This window comes from Streptomyces sp. ME19-01-6 (genome assembly GCF_033793745.1).
Taxonomy (GTDB): domain Bacteria; phylum Actinomycetota; class Actinomycetes; order Streptomycetales; family Streptomycetaceae; genus Streptomyces.
Map to the genome: position 1 here is coordinate 101,881 of NZ_JARAXF010000027.1, position 23,359 is coordinate 125,239.

18 protein-coding genes are annotated in these 23,359 nt (G+C 73.2%); 2 read left to right on the top strand and 16 right to left on the bottom strand.

The genetic code is table 11. The features are described 5' to 3' along the window. Nucleotides 1-42: 42 nt before the first annotated feature. The 11 genes from PV419_RS39585 to PV419_RS39635 all read right to left on the bottom strand — a co-directional run bounded on the left by PV419_RS39585 (nt 43) and on the right by PV419_RS39635 (nt 13,011). A complete protein-coding gene (locus PV419_RS39585; protein ID WP_319697319.1) occupies nt 43-1,140 on the bottom strand; it encodes a prephenate dehydrogenase in 1,098 nt (365 codons plus the stop codon). After that, nucleotides 1,137-1,499, bottom strand: a complete 363-nt coding sequence (gene aroH, locus PV419_RS39590) for a chorismate mutase (protein WP_319697321.1) — start codon at nt 1,497-1,499, stop codon at nt 1,137-1,139. The genes PV419_RS39585 and aroH overlap by 4 nt, the downstream gene beginning before the upstream one ends. A gap of 155 nt (nt 1,500-1,654) precedes the next feature. Beyond that, complete coding sequence (locus PV419_RS39595) at nt 1,655-2,776, bottom strand: pseudouridine synthase (RefSeq protein WP_319697322.1); 1,122 nt, start codon at nt 2,774-2,776, stop codon at nt 1,655-1,657. Beyond that, the gene (gene scpB, locus PV419_RS39600; RefSeq protein ID WP_319697323.1) at nt 2,776-3,483 is read right to left on the bottom strand and encodes an SMC-Scp complex subunit ScpB; all 708 of its coding nucleotides are present in this window, start codon (nt 3,481-3,483) and stop codon (nt 2,776-2,778) included. The genes PV419_RS39595 and scpB overlap by 1 nt, the downstream gene beginning before the upstream one ends. Then, a complete protein-coding gene (locus tag PV419_RS39605) occupies nt 3,480-4,721 on the bottom strand; it encodes a segregation and condensation protein A (RefSeq protein ID WP_319697325.1) in 1,242 nt (413 codons plus the stop codon). Before PV419_RS39605 ends, scpB begins: the two co-directional genes overlap by 4 nt. 68 nt (nt 4,722-4,789) lie before the next feature. Beyond that, nucleotides 4,790-5,386: a hypothetical protein gene (locus PV419_RS39610; protein ID WP_319697326.1), complete on the bottom strand. Its 597-nt coding sequence runs from the start codon at nt 5,384-5,386 to the stop codon at nt 4,790-4,792. Continuing rightward, nucleotides 5,371-6,537: a ParA family protein gene (locus PV419_RS39615; RefSeq protein ID WP_319697328.1), complete on the bottom strand. Its 1,167-nt coding sequence runs from the start codon at nt 6,535-6,537 to the stop codon at nt 5,371-5,373. Before PV419_RS39615 ends, PV419_RS39610 begins: the two co-directional genes overlap by 16 nt. Nucleotides 6,538-6,900: 363 nt before the next feature. Continuing rightward, on the bottom strand, nt 6,901-8,016 hold the full coding sequence (ald, locus tag PV419_RS39620; RefSeq protein WP_319697364.1) for an alanine dehydrogenase: 1,116 nt from the start codon (nt 8,014-8,016) through the stop codon (nt 6,901-6,903). A gap of 189 nt (nt 8,017-8,205) precedes the next feature. After that, entirely contained in the window at nt 8,206-10,371 is a 2,166-nt protein-coding gene (locus tag PV419_RS39625) for a tetratricopeptide repeat protein (RefSeq protein WP_415925478.1), read from the bottom strand. A 228-nt stretch (nt 10,372-10,599) separates the two neighbouring features. Next, nucleotides 10,600-11,226, bottom strand: a complete 627-nt coding sequence (locus PV419_RS39630; RefSeq protein ID WP_319697330.1) for an NUDIX hydrolase — start codon at nt 11,224-11,226, stop codon at nt 10,600-10,602. 105 nt (nt 11,227-11,331) lie between these two features. Then, nucleotides 11,332-13,011: a CTP synthase gene (locus PV419_RS39635; protein ID WP_319697332.1), complete on the bottom strand. Its 1,680-nt coding sequence runs from the start codon at nt 13,009-13,011 to the stop codon at nt 11,332-11,334. A 425-nt stretch (nt 13,012-13,436) separates the two neighbouring features. Here PV419_RS39635 and PV419_RS39640 point away from each other — a divergent pair, with 425 nt between their 5' ends. Both PV419_RS39640 and PV419_RS39645 read left to right on the top strand, forming a co-directional pair. Beyond that, complete coding sequence (locus PV419_RS39640; RefSeq protein ID WP_319697333.1) at nt 13,437-15,239, top strand: glycoside hydrolase family 15 protein; 1,803 nt, start codon at nt 13,437-13,439, stop codon at nt 15,237-15,239. 20 nt (nt 15,240-15,259) lie between these two features. Further along, the gene (locus PV419_RS39645) at nt 15,260-16,996 is read left to right on the top strand and encodes a PucR family transcriptional regulator (protein ID WP_319697335.1); all 1,737 of its coding nucleotides are present in this window, start codon (nt 15,260-15,262) and stop codon (nt 16,994-16,996) included. 4 nt (nt 16,997-17,000) lie between these two features. Here the strand turns inward: PV419_RS39645 and PV419_RS39650 are convergent, their stop codons facing one another. From PV419_RS39650 to PV419_RS39670, 5 genes are all read right to left on the bottom strand, one after another. Next, complete coding sequence (locus tag PV419_RS39650) at nt 17,001-18,179, bottom strand: glycoside hydrolase family 64 protein (RefSeq protein WP_319697336.1); 1,179 nt, start codon at nt 18,177-18,179, stop codon at nt 17,001-17,003. A gap of 158 nt (nt 18,180-18,337) precedes the next feature. Beyond that, nucleotides 18,338-19,477 (bottom strand): glycosyltransferase family 4 protein, encoded by a 1,140-nt coding sequence (locus tag PV419_RS39655; protein ID WP_319697337.1) that lies wholly within the window; start codon nt 19,475-19,477, stop codon nt 18,338-18,340. Nucleotides 19,478-19,738: 261 nt separating this feature from the next. Next, nucleotides 19,739-21,490 carry a DNA repair protein RecN gene (recN, locus tag PV419_RS39660; RefSeq protein WP_319697339.1) on the bottom strand — a complete coding sequence of 584 codons (1,752 nt, stop codon included), beginning with the start codon at nt 21,488-21,490 and terminating at the stop codon, nt 19,739-19,741. Between the two features lie 78 nt (nt 21,491-21,568). Next, a complete protein-coding gene (locus PV419_RS39665) occupies nt 21,569-22,498 on the bottom strand; it encodes an NAD kinase (RefSeq protein ID WP_319697341.1) in 930 nt (309 codons plus the stop codon). Beyond that, nucleotides 22,495-23,358, bottom strand: a complete 864-nt coding sequence (locus tag PV419_RS39670; RefSeq protein WP_319697367.1) for a TlyA family RNA methyltransferase — start codon at nt 23,356-23,358, stop codon at nt 22,495-22,497. The genes PV419_RS39665 and PV419_RS39670 overlap by 4 nt, the downstream gene beginning before the upstream one ends. Between the last annotated feature and the right edge of the window lies 1 nt (nt 23,359).

Genomic DNA, 23,359 nt, shown 5'->3' on the forward strand with positions numbered 1-23,359 from the left:
CACGGGCGGTTTCGCGGGCCTCTTACAGAGCCTCGCACAAGGTTACTGCCGGATCGACCAACCTTTTTCCCGCAGGGCGGCCGTGAGCCCGGGCGCGGCCTGGGGTTCGACGAAGAGCTGGATCAGGCCGGCCTGCTGGCCGGTCGCGTGCTCGATCCGTACGTCTTCGATGTTGACCCCGGCGCGGCCCGCGTCGGCGAAGATCCGGGCCAGCTCGCCGGGTTGGTCGCCGATGAGCACCGCCACCGTCTCGTACGCGGCCGGGGCCGCGCCGTGCTTGCCCGGCACCCGCTCGCGCCCGGCGTTTCCACGCCGCAGCACGTCCTCGATGCCCTGCGCGCCGTCGCCGCGCTTGGCCTCGTCGGCCGACTGCAGTGCGCGCAGCGCCCGGACCGTCTCGTCGAGGTCGGCGGCGACCGCGGCGAGGATGTCGGCCACCGGGCCCGGGTTGGCGGAGAGGATGTCGACCCACAGCGCGGGGTCGGAGGCCGCGATCCGGGTCACATCGCGGATGCCCTGCCCGCACAGCCGTACCGCCGTCTCGTCCGCGTCCTCCAGCCGCGCCGCGACCATGCTGGAGAGCAGCTGCGGGGTGTGCGAGACCAGCGCGACGGCCCGGTCGTGGGCGTCCGCCTCCATCACCACGGGCACGGCCCGGCACAGCGCGACCAGCTCCAGCGCGAGGTTGAGCACCTCGGTGTCGGTGACGGCGCCGGCGGCGCTGGTCGGCGTGAGCACCCATGGCCGCCCCTCGAAGAGGTCGGCGTTCCCGGCCAGCGGCCCGGAGCGCTCGGCGCCCGCCATGGGGTGGGTGCCGAGGTACCGGGTCAGATCGCAGCCGAGCGCCTCCAGCTCGCGGCGCGGCCCGCCCTTGACGCTGGCGACGTCCAGGAAGCCGCGCGCCGCGCCGCGGCGCATCGCCTCGGCAATGGTGTGGGCCACATGCGCGGGCGGTACGGCGACGACCGCCAGGTCGACGGGTCCCTCAGGCTCCTCCGCCGTGCCGGCGCCGAGGGCCGCCGCGGTACGCGCCTGGTCCGGGTCGTGGTCGCTGAGATACACCCGGACCCCGCGGCCCACCAGGGCGAGCGCCACGGAGGTGCCGATCAGGCCGGTACCGATGACGAGGGCGGTTCTCACTGGGCGATGTCCTTACGGAGGGCGGCGGCGGCGCCGAGGTAGACATGGGCGATATCGGACTTCGCCAGACCGGTCTCGATATGCGCGAGGATGCGGACCACCCGCGGCATGGCCCCGGCGATGTCGAGCTCCTGCGCGCAGATCAGCGGCACGTCGGCGATCCCGAGCTTGCGGACGGCGACGGCGGGGAAGTCGCTGTGCAGGTCGGGGGTGGCCGTGAACCACACGCTGATCAGGTCGTCCGGCGTCAGACCGTTGCGCTCCAGGATGGCGGTGAGCAGCGCGGAGACCTGCTCGTGCATATGCCGCGGCTCGTCCCGCTCCAGCTGGACGGCCCCACGGACCGCTCGTACCGCCACGTCCGTGCTCCCTTCCGTACCGCCCCGGCGTCCCCCGGCCAGCCTAGCGAGGCGGGCCGGGCGGGAGGCCGCCGCGACCACCCTGCGGACACCCACCGTCACCAGGGTCGGGGCGGGACGCGGCGGGGGAACGGGACGGGGGCGGAACGCGGCGGCTAGAGCTCGACCTCGCGCATCAACATGCCGACCTCGGTGTTGGTCAGCCGCCGCAGCCAGCCGGACTTCTGGTCGCCCAGCGCGATCGGGCCGAAGGCCGTACGCACCAGCTTGTCGACCGGGAAGCCGGCCTCGGCGAGCATGCGCCGCACGATGTGCTTGCGCCCCTCGTGCAGGCTCACCTCGACCAGGTAGTTCTTGCCGGTGTTCTGCACGACCCTGAAGTGGTCGGCGCGGGCGTAGCCGTCCTCGAGCTGGATGCCGTCCTTGAGCCGCTTGCCGAGGTCGCGCGGCAGGGGGCCCTGGATCGCGGCGAGGTAGGTCTTGATGACGCCGTAGCGGGGGTGGGTGAGGCGGTGGGCCAGCTCGCCGTGGTTGGTGAGCAGGATGATGCCCTCGGTCTCGGTGTCGAGGCGACCGACGTGGAAGAGCCGGGTCTCGCGGTTGGTGACGTAGTCGCCCAGGCACTGGCGGCCGTCCGGGTCCTCCATGGTGGAGACGACGCCCGCGGGCTTGTTCAGCGCGAAGAAGAGGTACGACTGGGTGGCGACGGTCAGCCCGTCGACCTTGATCTCGTCCTTCTCCGGGTCCACGCGGAGCCCCTGCTCCTGGACGATCTTGCCGTTGACCTCGACCCGGGCCTGGTCGATGAGCTCCTCGCAGGCGCGGCGCGAGCCCATGCCGGCGCGGGCGAGGACCTTCTGCAGCCGCTCGCCCTCCTGCTCGGCTCCGGGAAACGTCTTGGGCAGCTTGACCCGCGGCTTGTCGTGCCGGGCGCGGTTGCGCTCCTCTATCTGGGCCTCGTACTCGCGCGGGCGGGCCGGAGCGGCGGGCTTACGGCCACGGCCTGCGCCCTTGGGGCCGCCGCTCGGGGCGCCACCGCCCCTGGGACCACCGGTCCCGGCGCCACCGGTCCCGGCACCGGACTTGGGGCCTCCGCTCCCCCGCTTCGGGCCGCCGCTCTTCGAGCCTCCGGGCTGGCCGCCGCCCGCGTCGTAGCGGCGCTCCTCGGGACGGGGCCGGCCCGTGCGCTTCTGCTTGTCGTCGCGCCCGTTGCCCGCGCCCCGGTAGTTCTGCCCGCCGCCGGTGCTGCCCCTGCTGTTCCTGCCGCTGCTTCGCATCAAGATTCCGTCTGAGAGTGGCCGCTGTCGTGGCCCTGGTTGCTGTCGTGGCCCTGGTTGTCGTCGTCCTGCGGGTCCGGTGCGTCCGGGTCGAAGGACGGCAGCCCCTCCTGGGACTCGCCCTCGACCGCGTCCGCCTCCGGGAGGAACGGGGCGAGCTCGGGAAGCTCGTCCAGGCCGCGCAGGCCCATCCGCTCCAGGAAGTAGTTCGTCGTCCTGTACAGGATCGCACCTGTTTCGGGTTCTGTTCCCGCCTCCTCCACCAGACCGCGCTGCAGGAGGGTCCGCATCACGCCATCGCAGTTCACCCCGCGTACGGCCGAAACGCGGGAACGGCTGATCGGCTGACGGTACGCGACCACGGCGAGGGTTTCCAAAGCGGCCTGGGTGAGCCGGGCCTGCTGGCCGTCCAGGACGAAGCGCTCGACGGCCGCGGAGTAGGCGGGGCTGGTGTAGAAGCGCCAGCCGCCCGCGACCAGCCGCAGCTCGAAGCCGCGGCCCTGCGCGGCGTACTCGTCGGCCAGCTCCCGCAGCGCGCTCCGGATCGCCCGGCGCGGCCGGTCCAGGATCTTGGCCAGGTGCTCCTCGGTGGCAGGCTCGTCGACGACCATGAGCACGGCCTCCAGGGCGGGCTTGAGGTCGAGCTCGGCAAGGTCCGAGGCCCCGGGCGGGGCCTCGGCGGTGCGGGATGGCTGCTGCTCGCTCACGTCTCTGCCTCCTTTTCGGGCTGCCACTGCGGTTCCTGGGCCCGCTCTTCCTGCGTCCGCTGTGTCCGCTGTTCCTGCTTCCGGTCCTGCTGCTCTTCCTGATCGAACTCGTCGGTCACCAGCGGCTGCCGCCCCTCCGCGCCCGTCCAGCGCACCATGAGCGAGCCGAGCGCCTCCTCCTGGTCCAGGTGCACCGCGCGCTCCCGGTACAGCTCCAGCAGCGCCAGGAACCGCGCGACGACGGTCAGCACATCGGGCGCGTCCTCGGTCAGCGTCTGAAAGCTCGCCTCCCCCAGCTCCCTCAACCGCGCCACCACGACCTCGGCCTGCTCCCGGACGCTGACCAGCGGGGCGTGGATGTGGTCGACGTACACCTGCGGCTTGGGCTTGGGCTGCATCGCCTTCACGGCCAGCTTCGCGAAGCCCTCCGCGCCGATGCTGATGACGACCTCGGGGAGGAGGTCCGCGTGGTGCGGCTCCAGGCCCACGGTGCGGGGGTAACGGCGGGACTCCGCGATCAGCCGGTCGTTCAGGATGTCCGCGATCCGTTTGAACGCGCGGTACTGCAGAAGGCGCGCGAAGAGCAGGTCCCGGGCCTCCAACAGGGCCAGGTCGGCCTCGTCCTCGACCTCGGCCGCGGGCAGCAGCCGGGCGGCTTTGAGATCGAGCAGGGTCGCGGCGACGACCAGGAACTCAGTGGTCTGGTCGAGGTCCCAGTCCGGCCCCATGGCCCGGATGTGCGCCATGAACTCGTCGGTGACCTTGGAGAGGGCGACCTCGGTGACATCGAGCTTGTGCTTGGAGATCAGCTGCAGCAGCAGGTCGAAGGGCCCCTCGAAGTTCGCCAGCCGCACGGTGAACTTGCCCTGCCCGGGCCCGGTGCCCTGGCCGTCCGGGGCCTCCTGGCCCGAGTCGACCGCCCGGCTGGACGCGGCCTCCGGCCCGCCCTCGCCTGTGTCGCGGCCGATCGCCGCGCCCGTGACAGGGGGCTGCTCAGGCGTGGTCTCCGCGCCGTTGTCGGCGTCCGGGGGTCCCGCCTGCCGCGCGTCGGCCGCCTCGGCGGGTGGAGCCGCGCCGTCGGCCGTCGGCACGGGGCCGGGCTCGGCGGGTGGGGCCTCGGGGGGCGGGGCCTGGTCCCCGTGTGCGGTGCCCGTCGCGCGCGGACCCGTGCCTGGACCCCGGCCGAGGATGCGGCGGGGTGGGCGAGGGGGCTGGGCGGGGGTGGGGTTCGTGGGCATCGCGGTCCAGGGGGCGGGGGGTCGGGCGGCGCGGCCCGTACGAGCGGGCAGGCTATCGCCCGACCCCCTCAGCGACCGCGCAGGCGGCGCACCAGGATGCTCGCGTCGCCGCGTGACTCGAGGTCGGCGAGGACGACCGCGACCGCCTCACGGACGATCCGGCCGCGGTCGACGGCGAGGCCGTGCTCGCCGCGCAGCACCAGCCGGGCGTGCTCGAGGTCCATCAGCTCCTCGGCGGAGACATAGACCGTGATCTTCTCGTCGTGGCGCTCGCGGCCACTGGGGCGGCGGTTGGCCGCGCGGCCGCGGCGGCGGGCCGGGCCCGCCTGAGCCGGCGCGGACGGGCCGTCCTGCTGCTGGCGGCCGCCCCGCCGCTCCCCGCCGCCCGCCGGGCGGCGGTCGCCGACGGCGTCGGAGCGGGCGGGGGCCTCCCGGCCGCTGTGCTCGGCCGAACCGGACTGCTCCGCCTCCTCCGTCGCCCGTCGCTCCCCCAGGCCGCCCTCGGCCCCGTCAGCGGCCGTGTCGGGGTCACTGGCCGGGGCGGGCACCCGCGCCTCCGCGCCGTTCTGGCGGCGGGAGGACGCGGGGGAGGACGACTGCAGCGCCATTCCTCCGGTGGTGCGGAACAGTTCGTCGGCTCCCGGCAGACTCACTCGGCGTGACACCGGGCGAGCACCTCCCTGGCGAGCTGGCGGTAGGCGGCGGCACCAACGGAGTTGGACGCGTACGTGGTGATCGGCTCGCCCGCGACCGTGGTCTCGGGGAAGCGGACCGTGCGGCCGATGACCGTGTGGTAGACGTGGTCGTCGAACGCCTCGACCACGCGGGCCAGGACCTCACGGCTGTGCACGGTGCGCGAGTCGTACATCGTGGCGAGGATGCCGTCCAGTTCGAGCTCGGGGTTGAGCCGCTCCTGGACCTTCTCGATCGTCTCCGTGAGCAACGCCACACCGCGCAGGGCGAAGAACTCGCACTCGAGCGGCACGATCACCTTGTGCGCCGCGGTGAGCGCGTTCACGGTGAGCAGGCCGAGCGAGGGCTGGCAGTCGATGACGATGTAGTCGTAGTCCGCCATCAGCGGCTTGAGCGCGCGCTGCAGGGTGGACTCCCGGGCGACCTCGCTGACCAGCTGCACCTCGGCAGCCGACAAGTCGATATTGCTGGGCAGCAGGTCCATGTTGGGCACGGCCGTCTTCAGCAGCACCTCGTCGGCCGACATGCCCCGCTCCATGAGCAGGTTGTAGACCGTGAGGTCGAGCTCCATCGGGTTGACGCCGAGGCCGACCGACAGGGCGCCCTGCGGGTCGAAGTCGACGAGCAGGACCCGGCGTCCGTATTCGGCGAGGGCCGCGCCGAGGTTGATGGTGGAGGTGGTCTTGCCGACGCCGCCCTTCTGGTTGCACATCGCGATGATCTTCGCGGGGCCGTGGTCGGTCAGCGGTCCGGGGATCGGGAAGTACGGCAGCGGCCGCCCGGTGGGGCCGATGCGTTCGCGTCGCTGGCGGGCCGCGTCGGGCGCGAGTGTGGCCGCGTACTCGGGGTCGGGCTCGTACTCGGCGTCCGGGTCGTAGAAGTGCCCGTCGGGGAGGTCGTCGTAGGCGGCGAAGCGGGCGGGATCCATGCCCCCCTGGTCGCCGGCCATGGCGTTCACGTGATGGCCGTCCATGCTCTGACTCTGGTGGGCTGTCGTCATGTTCTGGTGCGTGGCGAAGGTGCGGACAGCGACAGAGCCGACAGCCTCGAGCCCCGAGGGACCCTGGCCCCGCGCAGCCGATCCTGGTTGACCACCCCCGGGAGAAAATGTCGACTCATTCACAAGTCGTCCTACCTCCTTGGTGACCAGGAAATTTCTAGATAGGTCAGCGTGACACCATGCCGACGGTTGGCGACTCTATGGCGTGTCGGCGGTTCGCAGCAACACAATCCACCGGACACGGCACGATGTGTCGGCAATCGAACACCGCGCTGTCAAGGGCGTATGGGGGGTGAAGCGAGGATTCCTCGACGGGCAAAGCGTCTGAATAGTTACTTTTAGGGCGAGTTGGCCGAGCGACCTGTCATCCGCGTTACGGGTCGTATCGGACACATCAACGGCCGGACCCCGCCCTACGGCAAAGACCCGGCCGGATGCCCGTTATTGACCTGTTGTTGACGGTCGACGTTGACCGCTCAGCCGGTTTCAGCCGAGCAGCGAGCTCAGTTCGACGACCGACAGGCCGTGCGCCTCGGCGACCGGGCCGTAAACGACCTCGCCCTCATGGACGTTGAGCCCCTTGGCCAGCGCGGCGTCCCGGCGCAGTGCGTCCCGCCAGCCGCGGTTGGCCAGCTCCACGATGTACGGCAGCGTGGCGTTGGTGAGCGCGTGGGTGGAGGTGTTGGGCACCGCGCCCGGCATGTTGGCCACGCAGTAGAAGACCGAATTGTGCACCGTGAAGGTCGGCTCGGCGTGGGTGGTGGGCCGGGAGTCCTCGAAGCAGCCGCCCTGGTCGATCGCGATGTCGACAAGTACACTTCCGGGCTTCATCCGGGAGACCATCTCGTTGGTGACCAGCTTGGGCGCCTTGGCGCCGGGGATGAGCACCGCGCCGATGACGAGGTCGGCCGCGAGCACGGCCTTCTCCAGCTCGTAGGCGTTGGAGGAGATGGTCTGCACCCGGTTGCCGAAGATCTTGTCGGCCTCGCGCAGCTTGTTGACGTCCCTGTCGAGCAGGGTGACGTGGAAGCCCATGCCGAGGGCGATCTGCGTGGCGTTCCAGCCGGAGACGCCGCCGCCGATGACCACGGCCCGGGCGGCTGCCACGCCCGGCACCCCGCCGGGCAGCACCCCGCGCCCGCCCGCCGACCGCATCAGGTGGTACGCGCCGACCTGCGGCGCGATCCGGCCCGCGACCTCGGACATCGGCGCGAGCAGCGGCAGCGCGCGGTTCGCGGTCTCGACCGTCTCATAGGCGATGGCCGTGGTGCCGGACCCCAGCAGCGCGTCCGTGCACTCCCGGGAGGCGGCCAGGTGGAGGTAGGTGAAGAGGGTCTGGTCCTTGCGCAGCCGGTGATACTCCTCCGCGACGGGCTCCTTGACCTTGAGCAGCAGGTCGGCGGTGGCCCACACATCGTCCGCCGTGCCGAGGATGCTCGCTCCGGCGGCGGTGTACTCCTCGTCCGTGATGGAGGAGCCGAGGCCGGCCCCCCGCTCCACGAAGACCTGATGACCACCGCGGACCAGCTCATGCACACCGGCGGGGGTGATGGCCACGCGGAACTCGTTGTTCTTGACCTCGCGGGGGATACCGACCTTCACGTCGATCACGGTCCTTGAATCTGGGGATATCCGGGTTTTAAGCAGACAAACCGGAATGCGTCCGCATGCCGGAGACGACCGCAACAATCGCGGTACACCCAGTCTAATGAAGGGTGCCGCGCTGTCCAGCCTTGTATTGCATCAATCTTTAGCCGATCGACCGCTGATTTCGTAGGTCACTGTCTCTGTTCAGTCACCTTCGGCCCCCGCGGGGCTCTCTTTCCCCACCCCACTGCCGCCCTGTGCTTTCCCCACCCCACTGCCGCCCTGTGCTTTCCCCACCCCACTGCCGCCCCGTTGTCGCGCCGCCAGCCGTCGCGCGGCGCGCCGGTGCGCATCGGCCGCCGCCGGGTCGCCGAGCCGGTCCAGGGCCTCCGCGGCCCGCAGCGCGCCCTCCGGATTGCCCGCCCTGCGGAACGCGGCCCCGGCCGCCCGCCAGGCGCGCAGCGCCTCGCCCCACTGGCCCGTGCGGGAGTGGACCGTGCCCAGCCGCTCGTACAGCCGCGCCTCGCCGATGCGGTCGCCCCGGGACAGCCGCAGCTGGAGCGCCCGCCCGTACCAGTCGGCCGCCCGGTGCCAGTCCCCCAGGTCCTCATAGGTGCCGCCGATGGACTCCAGCGAGCGCCCCGTGGTGTACGGATCGCCCGCCTCCCGGGCCGCCTCCAGCGCGTGCTTGTAGCGGACCAGCGACTCCTCCACCCGGCCCGCCCCCGCGTCCAGGTCGCCCAGGTTCAGCAGCGCGGCGGCCTCCTCCACCGGCAGATCGCGGCGGCGGGCCACATCGAGCACCAGCCGGTGCAGCCCGTACAGCTCCGGGGCGGCCTCCTCGGCGCTCCGGTGGGCGCCGAGCGCATGCGTCAGGCCGGCCACCAACCGGCGCGCCAGCGTGTCGAGCCCGCCGTCCTCGACGGCCAGCCGGGCGATCTCCAGCAGCACCGGCAGCCGCGACTCCAGCCAGCCGGCCGCGTCCGCCGACGACGCGAACCTCAGCGACCTCGGCATTGCGGCCAGCTTCTTGCGGGCGGGCGAGCCGGGCGGCTGGGCGGCCAGGCGGCACGCGTGCAACTGCCGTACGGTCCGCTCCAGCATCCGGGCCCCGGCCAGCTCCACCTCGGCCGGGCGCTCCTGGGCCCGCAGCGCCACCCGCAGCATCGGGTCCAGGCAGCCCGGCACCTGGTACTGGCGCTCGGCCGGCCGGCGCAACAGCCCGTGCGCGACAAAGACCTCCAGCGCGGACTCGGCGTCCGTCACCGAGCAGCCGGCCAACGCGGACGCTATCTGGGCGTCCGCCCAGCCGCCGGGCGCGAGCACCAGCAGCCGCAGCAGCCGGGCGGCGACCGGCGGCAGCGCCTCGTACGCCAACCGGAAGGCACGGGCCAGCGGGCGCGCGCCCCGGTCCTGGTCGCCGACGGTCGGCGGCAGCTCGCGCAGCCGTGCCACCGCGTCGGCGACGGACGCCTGGGGGCGCGCCGCGAGCCAGCCGCCGACCAGCACCAGCGCGGCGGGCTGGCCACCGCACTCCTCGACCAGGGACTGCGCGGCCACCGGGTCGCAGGTGATGCGGGTGGTCCCGGCGTACTGCGCGAGCAGCCCGATCGCCGCGCTCACGTCGAGCCCGCCGAGCGTGCACGGCCGCACGTCCGGCACCCCCGTCAGCGGGCCGCGCGAGACGGCGACGACCAGGCTGTCCGGCGCGTCCGGCAACAGCGCGTCCACCTGCTCGGCGCCGGGCGCGTCGTCGAGCAGCAGCAGCCTGCGCTTCCCGGCCAGGGCGTCGCGCAGCGCCTCGCACAGCTCGTCCTCGTCCGCCCCGGCCGGGACGGACACCCCGAGCACGGCCAGCAGTTCGCGGGCGGTCCGCTCGACAGGCACGGGATCGCCCCCGGATGTGGCCAGCCGCGCGCGCAGCACCCCGTCGGGGTAATCGTCGGCCAGCCGCCGCACCAACTCCTCCGCCAGCGCGGTACGGCCCGAGCCGGGGCGGCCCGCGATCAGCAGCACCCGGCTGCGGGGGGCCTTGCGGCCGGCGAGGGTGTCCAGGCCGGCCCGGTCGATGTCGGCCCGCAGCGCCAGCAGCTCGCGCCGCCGCCCCGCGAAACCGCTCCCCACGGACGCCGCCGCCGCGAACAACACGGCCCGCGTCGCGCCGCTCCACAGCCCGCCGGCGTCGTCCGGCGGCCTGGCGGGGGACTCGGCGCGTCCGGCGGTCTGGAGCGGCGGGGCGGCGCGGCGGGACGCGGGGGGCGGCGTCGGCTCGGGGGCCGGCGCGGGACGGGGTTGGGGTTCGCCGACAGGCGGCGGCAGCCGCTTTGCGGGGGTCGGCCCCCCATCGGTGTCGACCGCCTGCTCCGCCACTGGGCCCCATCCCCGTCCACCTGCGCGTACGAGCCCGCCGCGGGTGCGGTCGGGATTTCTCGAGGGTAGTTGACCGCGCGTCATGGCTCCGGCACTCCCGGCCGATGCGGTGGGGAGAAAATCACCTGATCGGATGCACGGATGTTCGGATCGGGGTGGTCTCTCCACCACGAACGCTCAGCGCACCCCAGGCGCGCCCCCGGCGGAGGGTGTCAGGCCTCGAAGGCGTCAGGCCTCGAAGGGCCTCGCCGGCCAGGGGGCATCCGCTGGGCGCAGGGCCTCGAAGCCGGTGCCGCTCTGCGCGGCGTGGGCCGCCAGGACGCCGGCCGTCAGGCAGGTGTTGTGCAGCTCGCCGGCGAAAATGCCGGTGATCAGTTCGTCGAGGGGGACTCGGGCGAGCTCCATGTCCGCCTCCTCGTGGGCCCCCTCGTACCGCTCGCCCTCGGCATCGGAGATCCCCCGGGCCAGGAAGATCCGCACGGCCTCGTCACTGCCGCCCGGCGAGGTGTAGACGTCGGTGAGCACCCGCCAGTCCTCGGCCTTGACGTGCGCCTCCTCGTACAGCTCGCGCCGCGCGGCGTGCAGCGGGTTCTCGCCGGGGACGTCGAGGAGGCCGGCCGGGATCTCCCAGAGCCGCTGCCGCACCGGGTGGCGGTACTGGCGCACCACGATGACGCGGTCTTCGTCGTCGAGGGCGAGGATGGCGACCGACCCGGGGTGGACCTGGTAGTCCCGGGTCGTCCTGGAGCCGTCGGGCATGACGACCTCGTCGGTGCGCACGCCGGTCTTGTGGCCGGTGAAGGGCCTGGCGGTGGCGGTGACCCGCCACTCCTCGGGGGTGTCCTGGATGCGCATGCTCGGCTCAGCGTCCTCTCGTCGACAAGTGGCCGGGAACGAATGGCCCGGGCGGGGCGGCGCGAGCCGTTCCCCGCCCAGGTCAACCGTATCCCTCCGGATCCGTCAGGCCTTGGCGCGCTGTCCCGCCGCCGCGGCCGACTGCCGCGCCACCGCGGCCTTCACCAGCCCCGCGAAGAGCGGGTGCGGGCGGGTGGGCCGGGAGCGCAGCTCCGGGTGGGCCTGGGTGCCGACCAGGTACGGGTGCACCTCGCGCGGGTACTCGACGTACTCGACCAGCTTGTTGTCGGGCGAGGTGCCCGAGAAGACGAGGCCGGCCTTCTTCTCCAGCTCTCCGCGGTAGGAGTTGTTGACCTCGTAGCGGTGGCGGTGGCGCTCCTCGACGTACGGCTGGTCGCCGTAGACCTCGCGGACGATCGAGCCCTCGCCGAGCTTGGCCGGGTACATGCCCAGCCGCATCGTGCCGCCCATGTCGCCCTCGCCCGCGACGATGTCGAGCTGCTCGGCCATGGTGGAGATCACCGGGTCGCTGGTGGCGGGCTCGAACTCGGTGGAGTTGGCGCCCTCGATGCCCGCCAGGTTCCGCGCGGCCTCGATGACGATGCACTGCAGGCCCAGGCACAGACCCAGCAGCGGGATCTTGTTCTCGCGGGCGTAGGTGATCGCGCCGACCTTGCCGTTCACCCCGCGGTCGCCGAAGCCGCCCGGGACGCAGATCGCGTCGACGTCGCCGAGCTGCTGCCGGGCGCCGGCGGCGGTGCGGCAGTCGTCGGAGGTCACCCACTTGATCTTGACGCGGGCGTTGTTGGCGAAGCCGCCCGCGCGCAGCGCCTCGGTGACCGACAGATAGGCGTCGGGCAGGTCGATGTACTTGCCGACCAGGGCGACGGTGACCTCGTGGTCGGGCTGGTGGACCCGCTTGAGCAGGTCGTCCCACTGGGTCCACTCGACATCGCGGAAGGGCAGGTCGAGGCGGCGCACGACATAGGCGTCCAGACCCTCGGAGTGGAGCACCTTGGGGATGTCATAGATCGACTTGGCATCGACGCAGGCGACCACGGCCGCCTCGTCGACGTCGCACATCAGCGAGATCTTGCGCTTGATGGAGGTCGGGACCTCGCGGTCGGCACGCAGCACGATCGCGTCGGGCTGGATGCCGATGTTGCGCAGGGCGGCGACCGAGTGCTGGGTGGGCTTGGTCTTGAGCTCGCCGGAGGGGCCGATGTACGGCAGCAGGGAGATGTGCACCACGAAGACGTTGTCCCGGCCGACCTCGTGGCGGACCTGGCGCACGGCCTCCAGGAAGGGCAGCGACTCGATGTCGCCGACGGTGCCGCCGACCTCGGTGATCACGACGTCCACGTCGTCCGTCGCCATCCGGCGGATGCGGTGCTTGATCTCGTTGGTGATGTGCGGGATGACCTGCACGGTGTCGCCGAGGTACTCGCCGCGCCGCTCCTTGGCGATCACGGTGGAGTAGACCTGGCCGGTGGTCACGTTGGCCGAGCCGTCGAGGTCGACGTCGAGGAACCGCTCGTAGTGGCCGATGTCCAGGTCGGTCTCGGCGCCGTCGTTGGTGACGAAGACCTCGCCGTGCTGGAACGGGTTCATGGTGCCGGGGTCCACGTTGAGGTACGGGTCCAGCTTCTGCATGGTCACGCGCAGACCGCGCGCCTTGAGCAGGGCACCCAGACTGGAGGCGGTCAGGCCTTTGCCGAGTGAGGAAGCGACACCCCCGGTGACGAAGATGTGCTTGGTCGTCGTGGGCTTAGCGGCAATGGCCAAGACGGGGCTCCCGTGGTCGCGAGGTGAGGGTGCGGGGTCCGGCGACCGCCCCGGTATTCCGGGGGCGCCGTTGATGAGGTTCGGGGGTTTTGCGCCCACCGCTCCACGGGCTACCAGGGTATCAGTGCCCGCCCCCGACCACGGCTGGACGGTGTCGCCGCGGCCGCCGGAGGCACGTATCCGCAACCGCTCGAACACCTTGCGTGACCTGGCCACCCGATCGGCCGCCGGGATCCGAGCCACGATGTGGGATGCCTCGAGCGGATCACTGTTCTCCGTCGTATCCTGCTCGGACGCAATGCTGCGAGCCGGCCGGCAAGGGACCACCAGCACGCCCTCGGGACAAGCGCTCGTCGAGAACTTCCAAGACCGTGGAGAATGGCCTTCCGGGGCAGGCACCACGGCCGTTCGAATGGGGATAGCACGTGGCCGGGCGTATTGAGGACTACGCACTGATCGGTGATATGCAGACCGCCGCCCTGGTCTGCAGAGACGGCACGGTCGACTGGCTTTGTCTGCCGCGCTTCGATTCGCATGCCGTCTTCGCCGGGCTGCTGGGCACTGAGGAGCACGGCTTCTGGCGCCTGGGGCCCGCGCAGGCCGCGGGCAGCAATCCGCCGACCGCCGACCGCCGCCGCTACCGCGGGGACTCGCTGGTCCTCGAATCGGAGTGGGACACCCCGCGCGGCACGGTCCGCGTGATCGATTTCATGCCGCCCCGCGACGGGGCCCCGCAGCTGGTCCGGATCGTCGAGGGCGTGAGCGGCCGGGTGCCGATGCGCTCGGCCCTGCGGATGCGCTTCTCGTACGGCTGGGTCGTGCCGTGGGTGCACAAGATCGACGGGCGGACGGTCGCCGTCGCCGGGCCCGACTCGGTGTGGCTGGACACCGAGATCGACACCTACGGCAAGGACCTGACCACCTACGCGGACTTCACCGTCGCCCCCGGCGACCGGATCGCCTTCACCATCAGCTGGCAGCCCTCCCACAAGGAGTCGCCGGCGCTGCCGGACCCGGAGGGCGCGCTGGAGGCGACCGAGGTCTTCTGGCGCGAATGGGTCGAGCACTGCACGTACCACGGCCCCTACCGGGACGCGGTGGTCCGCTCGCTGATCACCCTCAAGGCGCTCACCTACGCCCCCACCGGCGGCATCGTCGCCGCGCCCACCACCTCGCTGCCCGAGGAGATCGGCGGCGTCCGGAACTGGGACTACCGCTACACCTGGCTGCGGGACGCGGCGATCACCCTGTCCTCGCTGCTGCGCACCGGCTACCGCGAGGAGGCGCGCGCCTGGCGCGAGTGGCTGCTGCGCGCGGTCGCGGGTGACCCGGAGAACCTGCAGATCATGTACGGCATCGCGGGTGAGCGCGAGCTGGGCGAGGCCGAGCTGTCCTGGCTCCCCGGCTACGAGGGCTCCCAGCCCGTCCGGGTCGGCAACGGCGCGGCCGGCCAGCTCCAGCTGGATGTGTACGGAGAGGTCACCGAGGCGCTGCACCTGGCGCATATGACCGGCCTGGCCCGCAACGACTACGCGAGCGTGCTGCAGCTGAAGCTGATCCGCTACCTCGAGGAGCACTGGGACGAGCCGGACGAGGGCATCTGGGAGGTGCGCGGGCCGCGCCGGCACTTCGTGCACTCCAAGGTCATGGCCTGGGTCGCGGTGGACCGCACCGTCAAGCTCATCGAATCGGGCGACGTGGACGGGCCGTTGGAGCGCTGGCGCGAGCTGCGCGACGAGATCCACCGGGACGTGTGCGAGAAGGGCTACGACCCCGAGCGCAACACCTTCACCCAGTCGTACGGCTCCCGGGAGCTGGACGCCTCCCTGCTGCTGATCCCGCAGATGGGCTTTCTGCCCCCGGACGACAAGAGGGTCATCGGGACCATCGAGGCCATCCAGCGGGAGCTGTCGACCCCGGACGGCTTTGTGCTGCGCTACCCGACGGCCGGCGAGGACGCGGGCGTGGACGGCCTCGAAGGCGACGAAGGGGCCTTCCTGGCCTGCTCGTTCTGGCTCGCCGACGACCTGGCGATGATCGGGCGGGTCGACGAGGCGCGCAAGCTGTTCGAGAAGCTGCTCTCGCTCCGGAACGACCTGGGGCTGCTGGCGGAGGAGTGGGATCCGCGGCTGCAGCGGCAGGTGGGCAACTTCCCGCAGGCCTTCAGCCATGTGCCGCTGATCGACACGGCGCTGCGGCTGACCGCCTCCGGGGCGTACGGAGGGTAGGCCCGGTCACGTCCCCGCGCATGGCGCCACAGGGGCCCGGGCCGCAGGGGACCATCACCGTGGCCCGTGCCCTGGAACTCCCCGCTCTGCGCCGCGGGCTGCCCGAGGTCGTGGCCGCGGGCGACGGTCTCGACCGGCCGGTGCGCTGGGTCCACGCGGGCGAGGCGCCCAACATCGCCTCGCTGCTCAAGGGCGGCGAGCTGCTGCTGACCCAGGGTCTCGGCGTGGGCCCGCGCGTGGCCGAGCAGCGGGCCTTCGTCCGCAGGCTCGCCGAGCGCGGGATCGCGGCGCTGGTGGTGGAGCTGGGGTCCCGGTTCACCACGCTGCCGGCCGCGGTGGTCGACGCGGCGCGCTCCCATGGGCTGCCGCTGGTGCAGCTGCACCGCGAAGTGCCGTTCGTGGCGGTCACGGAGGAGATCCACACCGAGATCGTCAATGAGCACTACGCGGTGCTGCGGCGGGCGGAGGTGGTGCACCGCGAGTGCACCGAGGTGCTGCTGCGCGGCGGCGGGGTGCCCGAGATCCTGCGGCTCGTGGCCCGGTTCACGGGCAATCCGGCCTTCCTGGAGTCCCCCGACGGGCAGCTGCTGTACGCGGCGGGGCCCGAGCCGGACGGTCCGCTGCCGGTGGACACCGAGCCGCTGCAGGTGTGGGAGGGGCTGCGGGCGCGGCGCGCGGCCCGGCGGCCCGAGCCGCCGGCGGGCAGCGTGGTGGCGGACGTCCCCGGCGGCGGGCCCGGCCCCGGCGCCGTACGGGCGCGGCTGACCGTGCTGCCGGTGGCCGGGCCGCTCGCGCCGGTGCACCGGCTCGCCGCGGAGCGGACCGCGGACCTGCTGGCGGTCGTGCTGCTGAGGGCGCGTCAGGAGGAGGAGCTGACGGCGCGCGGGCGCGGGGACTTCCTCACCGATCTCGCCGAGGGCCGGATCGCGGCGGCGGACGCTCCCGGCCAGGCCAGGGTGCTGGGCTTCAGACCGGGCGAGGGGCCGCTGCTGCCGGTGGTGATGCGACTGCCGGACTTGCCTGAGGTGCCGGGTCTGACCGCCCCGTCGGGCCTCGGCCCCCTGGAGCCGGGGCAGGGCCGGGGCCCGGGCTCGGGCGCCGCGGAGAGTTGGTCGCTGCTGGCCCACGCGCTGCAGGAGGAGCTGGCGGGGGTGGGGGCGCCGGTGCTGCTGGGCGTACGGCTCCCGGAGCGGCGGGTTCCGCTGCTGGTGGGGCTGCGGGACGCGGCGGAGCGCGGCGCGGTGGCCGAGCGGGTCGCGGCGGCGCTGCGCGCCGGGGTGGACCGGGCCTGGCCGGACCGGGCGGGGGCGCGCCCGCCCGTGGTGGTCGCCGGGCTCCCGGGTGGCTGGGAAACGGTCGGCGACGAGCTGCGCCATGCCGCGCAGGCGGCGAGCGCGGCGCGGGGGCCGGCGGACCGCGCCTGGCATGACGTACGGAGTCTGGATGTCGACCTGTTGCTGTGGCGACTGCGCGAACACGGGGACCTGGCGGCCTTTGTCGACAGGGTGATCGGCCCGCTGCTCGCCCACGACCGCACGGCCCGGCCGTCGCTGGTCCCGACGCTGGAGGCGTATCTGCGCCACGCGGGCCGCAAGGCCGAGACGGCGCGGGCGCTGCACCTCAACCGCCAGACGCTGTACGACCGGCTGGCGCGGATCGGGCGGCTGCTGGGCAGCGACCTGGAGGACCCTCGGACGGTGCTCGCGCTGAGTCTGGCCCTCCAGGCCCGCCGTCATGTGCGGTCTGAGAACGTGTGAGGTCTCAGAAGGGGGTCAGGGTGAGCGTGACGCCCGTCGGGGCGGTGTCCTGGATGTACGACGCGAAGTCCGCGACGTCGTCGAAGGCGAAGCCGTACGCCTTGCCGTCGGCGGTCGCCGCGTGCATGGCCCTGGCGTAGTGGTTGGTGACCTGGGGGGTGTAGAAGGCGGACGGGTCGGTGGTCGGCTGGGCGGGCGTGCTGTGCAGGGTGGTGCGGTTGAAACCCGCGCCGAGGATGGCCGCGACCGGCCCCGTCGTCCCGTCGTTGGGCGCGGCCAGCGCGCCGTCGCAGAAGAGCACGTCCCTGGTGGAGGGGGCGTCGAAGGCCACGGAGGCGGGCCCGGTGAAGGACAGCCGCCCGCCGCTCACCCGGCCGGTGAAGGTGCCCGCGTTGGTGGTGACCTTCAGGTCCTTCGCGGCGTAGGCGGCCCAGACCTCGTCGATGTAGGCGGCGAGGTAGTCCTTGGCGAACAGCCCCGCGTCGAGGCCGTGTCCGGGGGCGATGACCCTCAGCTTGTCGCCGAGGACCAGGGGCGCGAAGGCGTCGACCGCGGCGAGGTCGGTGAAGATTTTCGCGCGGGCGCCGCTCTTGAGGGTGCCCGTGGTCTGGTCCTTGGCCCCGGTGAGGCGGATGGACAGCGGGACGCTGAACATGTCGACCATGGTGGTGTTGCAGAACATCCCGGCTGAGTTGAAGGTGAACTCCGCGCAGTCGTGCAGGATGTCGTAGTTGGGGTCGTCGGCCACCCAGCCCGCCGGGTACTGCAGGGCCGCGTTGCCCGCGCCGTCGGTGACCGCCTTGAACTTGAGCTTGGAGCCGAGGGCGACATAGATCCGGCCGGACATATTGGGCAGGGTCAGCTTGGTGTCCCCGCTCGCGGCGAGCGGGATGGCGTAGTCGGTCCAGCCGTCGGATCCGTTGTCGGAGAGCGCGATGGGCGCGACCCTGCCGTCCGGGGCGACCCGGACCTGCCGGCCGCCCTCGTTGCCGACGATGTAGATCCATATCGACGAGTTGCCGAACTGACCTGTGTTGTTGACGACCGTGAGCGGCATCGTGGCGGCGCGCTCCGCCCCGTCCGCCCGGCCGCCCGCGAGGGTGAGGCCCGAACCGGCGGCAGCGGCGGCGAGGCCGCCGAGCAGCTTCCTGCGGCTGATCGTTCCGCTCTTCGTCCTGCTCATGACATGTACTCCTCGGCGTCGTGGGGGGTTTGCCGGGACATGAAGGAGGGTGGGGGGTGGCGGGAACCGTCGCTGTGAGAGCGCTCTCCCGCTCCTTGCCCAGCACCCTGCCCATCAGCCGCCCCATGCGTCAAGCACTTCGGCGGCCTTAGATCGAATTAGGTCTGAACCAATTCGTCGTAGACGCTGAGGACATGGGCGACCGTGTCGTCCTCCGTCGGCCATCCCGCCGTCCGCGCCCGGCCCGCCGCGGCCAGCTCCACCCGGCGCACCGGATCCGCGAGCAGCCGGATCACCGCGCCCGCCAGGTCCTCCGGCGCCCCGTACGGCACGAGTTCGGCCGCCTCCCCCACCAGCTCCGGCACTCCGCCGACCGCCGTGGCCACCAGCGGCACGCCCGCGTGCAGCGCCTCCTGCGCCAGCAGCGACCGCGCCTCCCACCGGCTGGAGAGCACCGCGACATCGGCGGCCGCCAGCAGCGAGGGCACATCGTCCCGGCGGCCGAGCAGCCGCACCGGCAGCCCCTCCGCGTCGATCCTGCGCTGCAGCACCTCCCGGTCCGGCCCCTCCCCCGCGACCGCCAGCAGCGGCTGGGGGTCCAGCGCGCGCCACACCCGAGCCGCGTCCAGCAGCGGCCCGAAGCCCCGGTCCATCACCAGCCGCCCCACCGCGAGCAGCAACGGCCGATCAACAGCGCCCAGTTCGGCCCGCGCCTTCTGCCGCCACCCGTCCTCTCTGGGCGGCGTCGAGCGCGGCGCGGGCACCGCGACCGGCGCGAGCCGGGCGTCGCGAGCCCCCCGCGCGCGAGCCCGCTCCACCAAGTCCGACGACGCGCCGAGCACGATCGCGGCGTGGCGCGCCACCCTGCGCTCCATGAGGCGTACGGCTTGGGCCCGCGCGCCCTCGGCGTGCGGCTTGGTGTGCCAGGTGACGATCAGCGGCACGCCCCGGCCGTGCAGCGCCGCCACCGCCAGCAGCCCGGGCCGCAGCCCGTGCGCGTGCACCAGCCCCGCCCCGGCACCGGCCGCGCGCAGCGTCGCGACCGCCCCCGCGTTCGTACGGCCGTCCAGTCCGGCGAACCACGCGCCCGCCTCCGTGAACCCGTACCCCCGCTCCGCCCGCCACGGCCCGGACACGGTCACCCGCAGACCGCGCGCCACCAACCCGGCCGTCAGCGACCGGACATGCACCCCGCTGCCGGAACTGCCGCCGCCGAGGACTTGGAGGGCGTGCAGGGGCGGCCGCCCGTGCGTATTCCCGTGCGGCGGGGCCGGTGTGCTGCTGACGGTGCTGCTCACGCGGGAGGGGCTCCTGAGAGGACGGCGTTCGGGCGCGGGGCATGGGCGCGCGGCGGTGCGGGCGCTCCGCCCAGGATGCCAGCCTTCGAGCCGCGCCCACCGCCACGGCCCCGCCCGGGGGCCGAGGTTGGCTCGCCCGTACGTCCGTGGGTTCACCCATACGGACGACAACACGGATGGCAACGCCGGCGGCGGCCCCCGCCCCGCACGCCGGCAGCTCGGGGCGGCTTCCAGGGCGTGGCCCCGGTTCGGGAAGCGCGGTCAGCGCGTCGCCCGGGCCGTCTCCAGGAGTTCCTCCGCGTGGGCGCGGGCGAGTTCCGAGTCCTCCTGACCCGCCAGCATGCGCGACAGCTCCCGTACCCGGTCCTCGCCCTCCATCGCCTTCACACCGCTGCGCGTGACCGTCCCGTCGTTGGTCTTCTCCACCACCAAGTGCCGGTCGGCGAAGGCCGCGACCTGGGGCAGGTGGGTGACGACCACGACCTGCGCGGTCCGGGCGAGCTTGGCAAGGCGCCGGCCGACCTCGACCGCCGCCTTGCCGCCGACACCCTGGTCCACCTCGTCGAAGAGATAGGTCGGCACGGGGTCGGAGCCCGCGAACACCACCTCCACCGCGAGCATCACCCGGGACAGCTCACCGCCAGAGGCCCCCTTGGCGATCGGGCGGGGCGGGGCGCCCGGGTGGGGCGCGAGCAGCAGCTCGACCTCGTCGGCTCCGTGCGGCCCGAACAGCACCGCACGGCCGCCCACCTCGATGCCCGCCGTCTCCTCCGCGGCCTCGCTCTGGCTGATCGCGAAGGTCACCCGGGCGTGCGGCATCGCGAGCGAGGCCAGCTCCGCGGTGACCGCGTCGGCGAAGCGCGCCGCCGCCTCCGTACGGGCGTCGGTGAGGGCCTGCGCGAGCTCGCCCAGTTCGGCGCGGAGCGCGTCGCGCTCGGCGGTCAGCTCGCTGATGCGGTCGTCGTCGCCGTCCAGTTCGGCCAGCCGCCCGGCGCCCTGCTCCGCCCAGGTCAGCACGTCCGCGATGTCCTGGCCGTACTTGCGGGTCAGGTGGGCCAGCGCGGCCCGGCGCTCCTCGACGGCCGCCAGCCGCAGCGGGTCGGCGTCCAGGTCGTCCGCGTAGCCCGCGAGCTCCCCGGCCACGTCGGACAGCAGAATGCCGACCTCGGCGATCCGGTCGGCGAGCGCGGCGAGCGCGGGGTCGTGGGAGCGGACGCCCTCCAGCGCCCGGTGCGCGCCCGCGACCAGGGCGCCCGCGTCCACACTCTCGGGGTCCTCCGGGTGCCCGGCCAGGGCGGTGTGCGCGGTGGTGGCGGCGGAGGCGAGGGCCTCGGCGTGGCCGAGGCGCTCCGCCTCGGCGGCAAGCTCGGTGTCCTCCCCCGGCAGCGGCTGGGCCGCGGCGATCTCGTCGAGGCCGAAGCGCAGCAGATCGGCCTCCTGCGCCCGCTCGCGCGCCCGGGTGGTCAGCTCGTCCAGCTCGGCGGTGAGCGCGCGCAGCCGCCGATAGGCGGCCCCGTACTTCTCCAGCGGCCCGGCGACCGCGGCTCCCGCGTACCGGTCCAGGGCCTGCCGCTGCCGGGCCGGGCGCAGCAGCCCCTGCTGGTCGGTCTGGCCGTGCACGGCCACCAGGTCGTCCGCCAGCTCGCCCAGCAGCCCCACGGGCACCGAGCGGCCGCCCACATGGGCGCGGGAACGGCCTTCGGCGGAGACCGTGCGGCTGATCAGCAGAGCGCCGTCGTCGAGTTCGGCGCCCGCCTCCTCGGCCCGAACGGCCACCGCCGACCGCACGTCGACGGTGATCCGGCCCTCGACGACCGCCGCCTTGGCGCCGATCCGCACCAGGGCCGCGTCGGCCCGCCCGCCCAGCAGCAGGCCGAGACTGGTGACGACCATGGTCTTGCCCGCTCCGGTCTCACCGGTCACCGCGGTGAAGCCGGGCGACAGTTCGACAACTGCGTCGTCGATGACGCCCAGCGCACGTATCCGCATCTCCTCCAGCACGACCACGACCATACGAGGTTTCGTGGCCGCGATGCGACGGCGGGTTCCTCCTGGGGCGCGCCCCACCCCGCTGGAGCCCGCCGTGGGCGGCTAGTGCGGCGCGCCGCGCCAGCCCGCGACCGGGAGGGCGAACTTCGCCACCAGCCGGTCCGTGAACGACGCGTGGTGCAGCCGCGCCAGCCGCACCGGCACCGCCCCCCGCCGCACCTCCACCCGCGCGCCCGCGGGCAGTTCGACGGTGCGCCGCCCGTCGCACCACAGCACCCCGTGCGGGGTCTGCGGCTGCACCTCCACGGCGAGCACCGAGCGCGGCGAGGTGACCAGGGGCTTGGCGAAGAGGGCGTGCGCGCTGATGGGGACCATCAGCAGCGCCTCGACCTCGGGCCACACCACCGGGCCGCCGGCCGAGAAGGCGTAGGCCGTCGAGCCGGTCGGGGTCGCACAGACGACGCCGTCGCCGCCGAAGCGGGAGACGGGGCGGCCGTCGACCTCGGTGACGACCTCCAGGAGGCGTTCGCGCGCGGCCTTCTCGACCGACGCCTCGTTCAGCGCCCAGTCGGTGTGCACGATCTGCCCGTCGGTGCGGACCAGCACATCGATGGTCATCCGCTCTTCGACCTCGTAGCTACGGGTCACGACCCGGTCCACGACCTTGTCCAGGTCGTCCCGCTCGGCCTCCGCGAGGAAGCCGACCCGGCCCAGGTTGACGCCGAGCATCGGCACCCCGGAGATCCGCGAGAACTCGGCTCCGCGCAGCAGCGTGCCGTCACCGCCGAGGACGATCAGCAACTCGCAGCCGTCCAGGACGCCCGGGCCCGCCTCGACCAGCTCGACCGCGGACGGCAGCGGCAGGTCGGCGGCCTCCGCCGCCAGCACCCGCACCCCGATGCCGCAGCGCAGCAGGCCCTGGACGACGAGCTCGGCGCTGCGGATGGCCGCGGGGCGGCCGGTGTGCGCCAGCAGGAATACGGTGCGCTCCACTGCTGCCGAGGCTGCTGCTGAAGCTTCTGAAGTGGTCAACTGGGCCCCTCCGCCACTGCACGGTCGACATCGGCCGGGTCAAGTGCCGGCGCCCCGGCGCGCATCCACAGAAAGTACTCGACGTTGCCCGACGGGCCGGGCAACGGGCTCGCGGTGACCCCCAGGACTCCAAGGCCCAGCCCCGCCGCCTGCTCCGCGACCGTACGCACGGCCTCGGCGCGCAGCGAAGCGCTGCGGACCACCCCGCCGCTGCCCAGCCGCTCCCTGCCGACCTCGAACTGGGGCTTGACCATCAGCACCAGGTCGGCCCCGGGCGCGGCACAGCGCAGCAGGGCGGGCAGCACCAGCCCCAGCGGGATGAAGGACAGGTCACCGACGACCAGGTCCACGGGGTTACCGCCGATCTGCTCGAGCGTCAATTCACGTACATTCGTACGGTCCATGACGGTGACGCGTTCATCGCTCTGCAAAGACCACGCGAGTTGTCCGTACCCGACGTCGACGGCGAGGACATGGGCGGCTCCGGCGCGCAGCAGGACGTCGGTGAAGCCTCCGGTGGACGCGCCCGCGTCCAGGGCGCGCCGCCCGGCGACCTTCAGATCCCCTTGTCCGGAGGGGGCCGTGTCCGTGCCGCCCGGCCCTTGGCGGTACTCCTCGCTGAAGGCGAGCAGCGCGCCCGCGAGCTTGTGCCCACCGCGCGAGACGTAGTTCGGGTCACTGTCGTCCTTGCTGACCACGATCGCCGCGCTCATCTCCACCTGTGTGGCGGGCTTGGTCGCGGTCTGCCCGCCGACGGTCACCCGGCCCGCGGCGATCAGCCGGCCGGCGTGCTCGCGCGAGCGGGCCAGCTCGCGGCGCACCAGCTCCGCGTCGAGTCGTACGCGTCGTGGGCGGGTCACA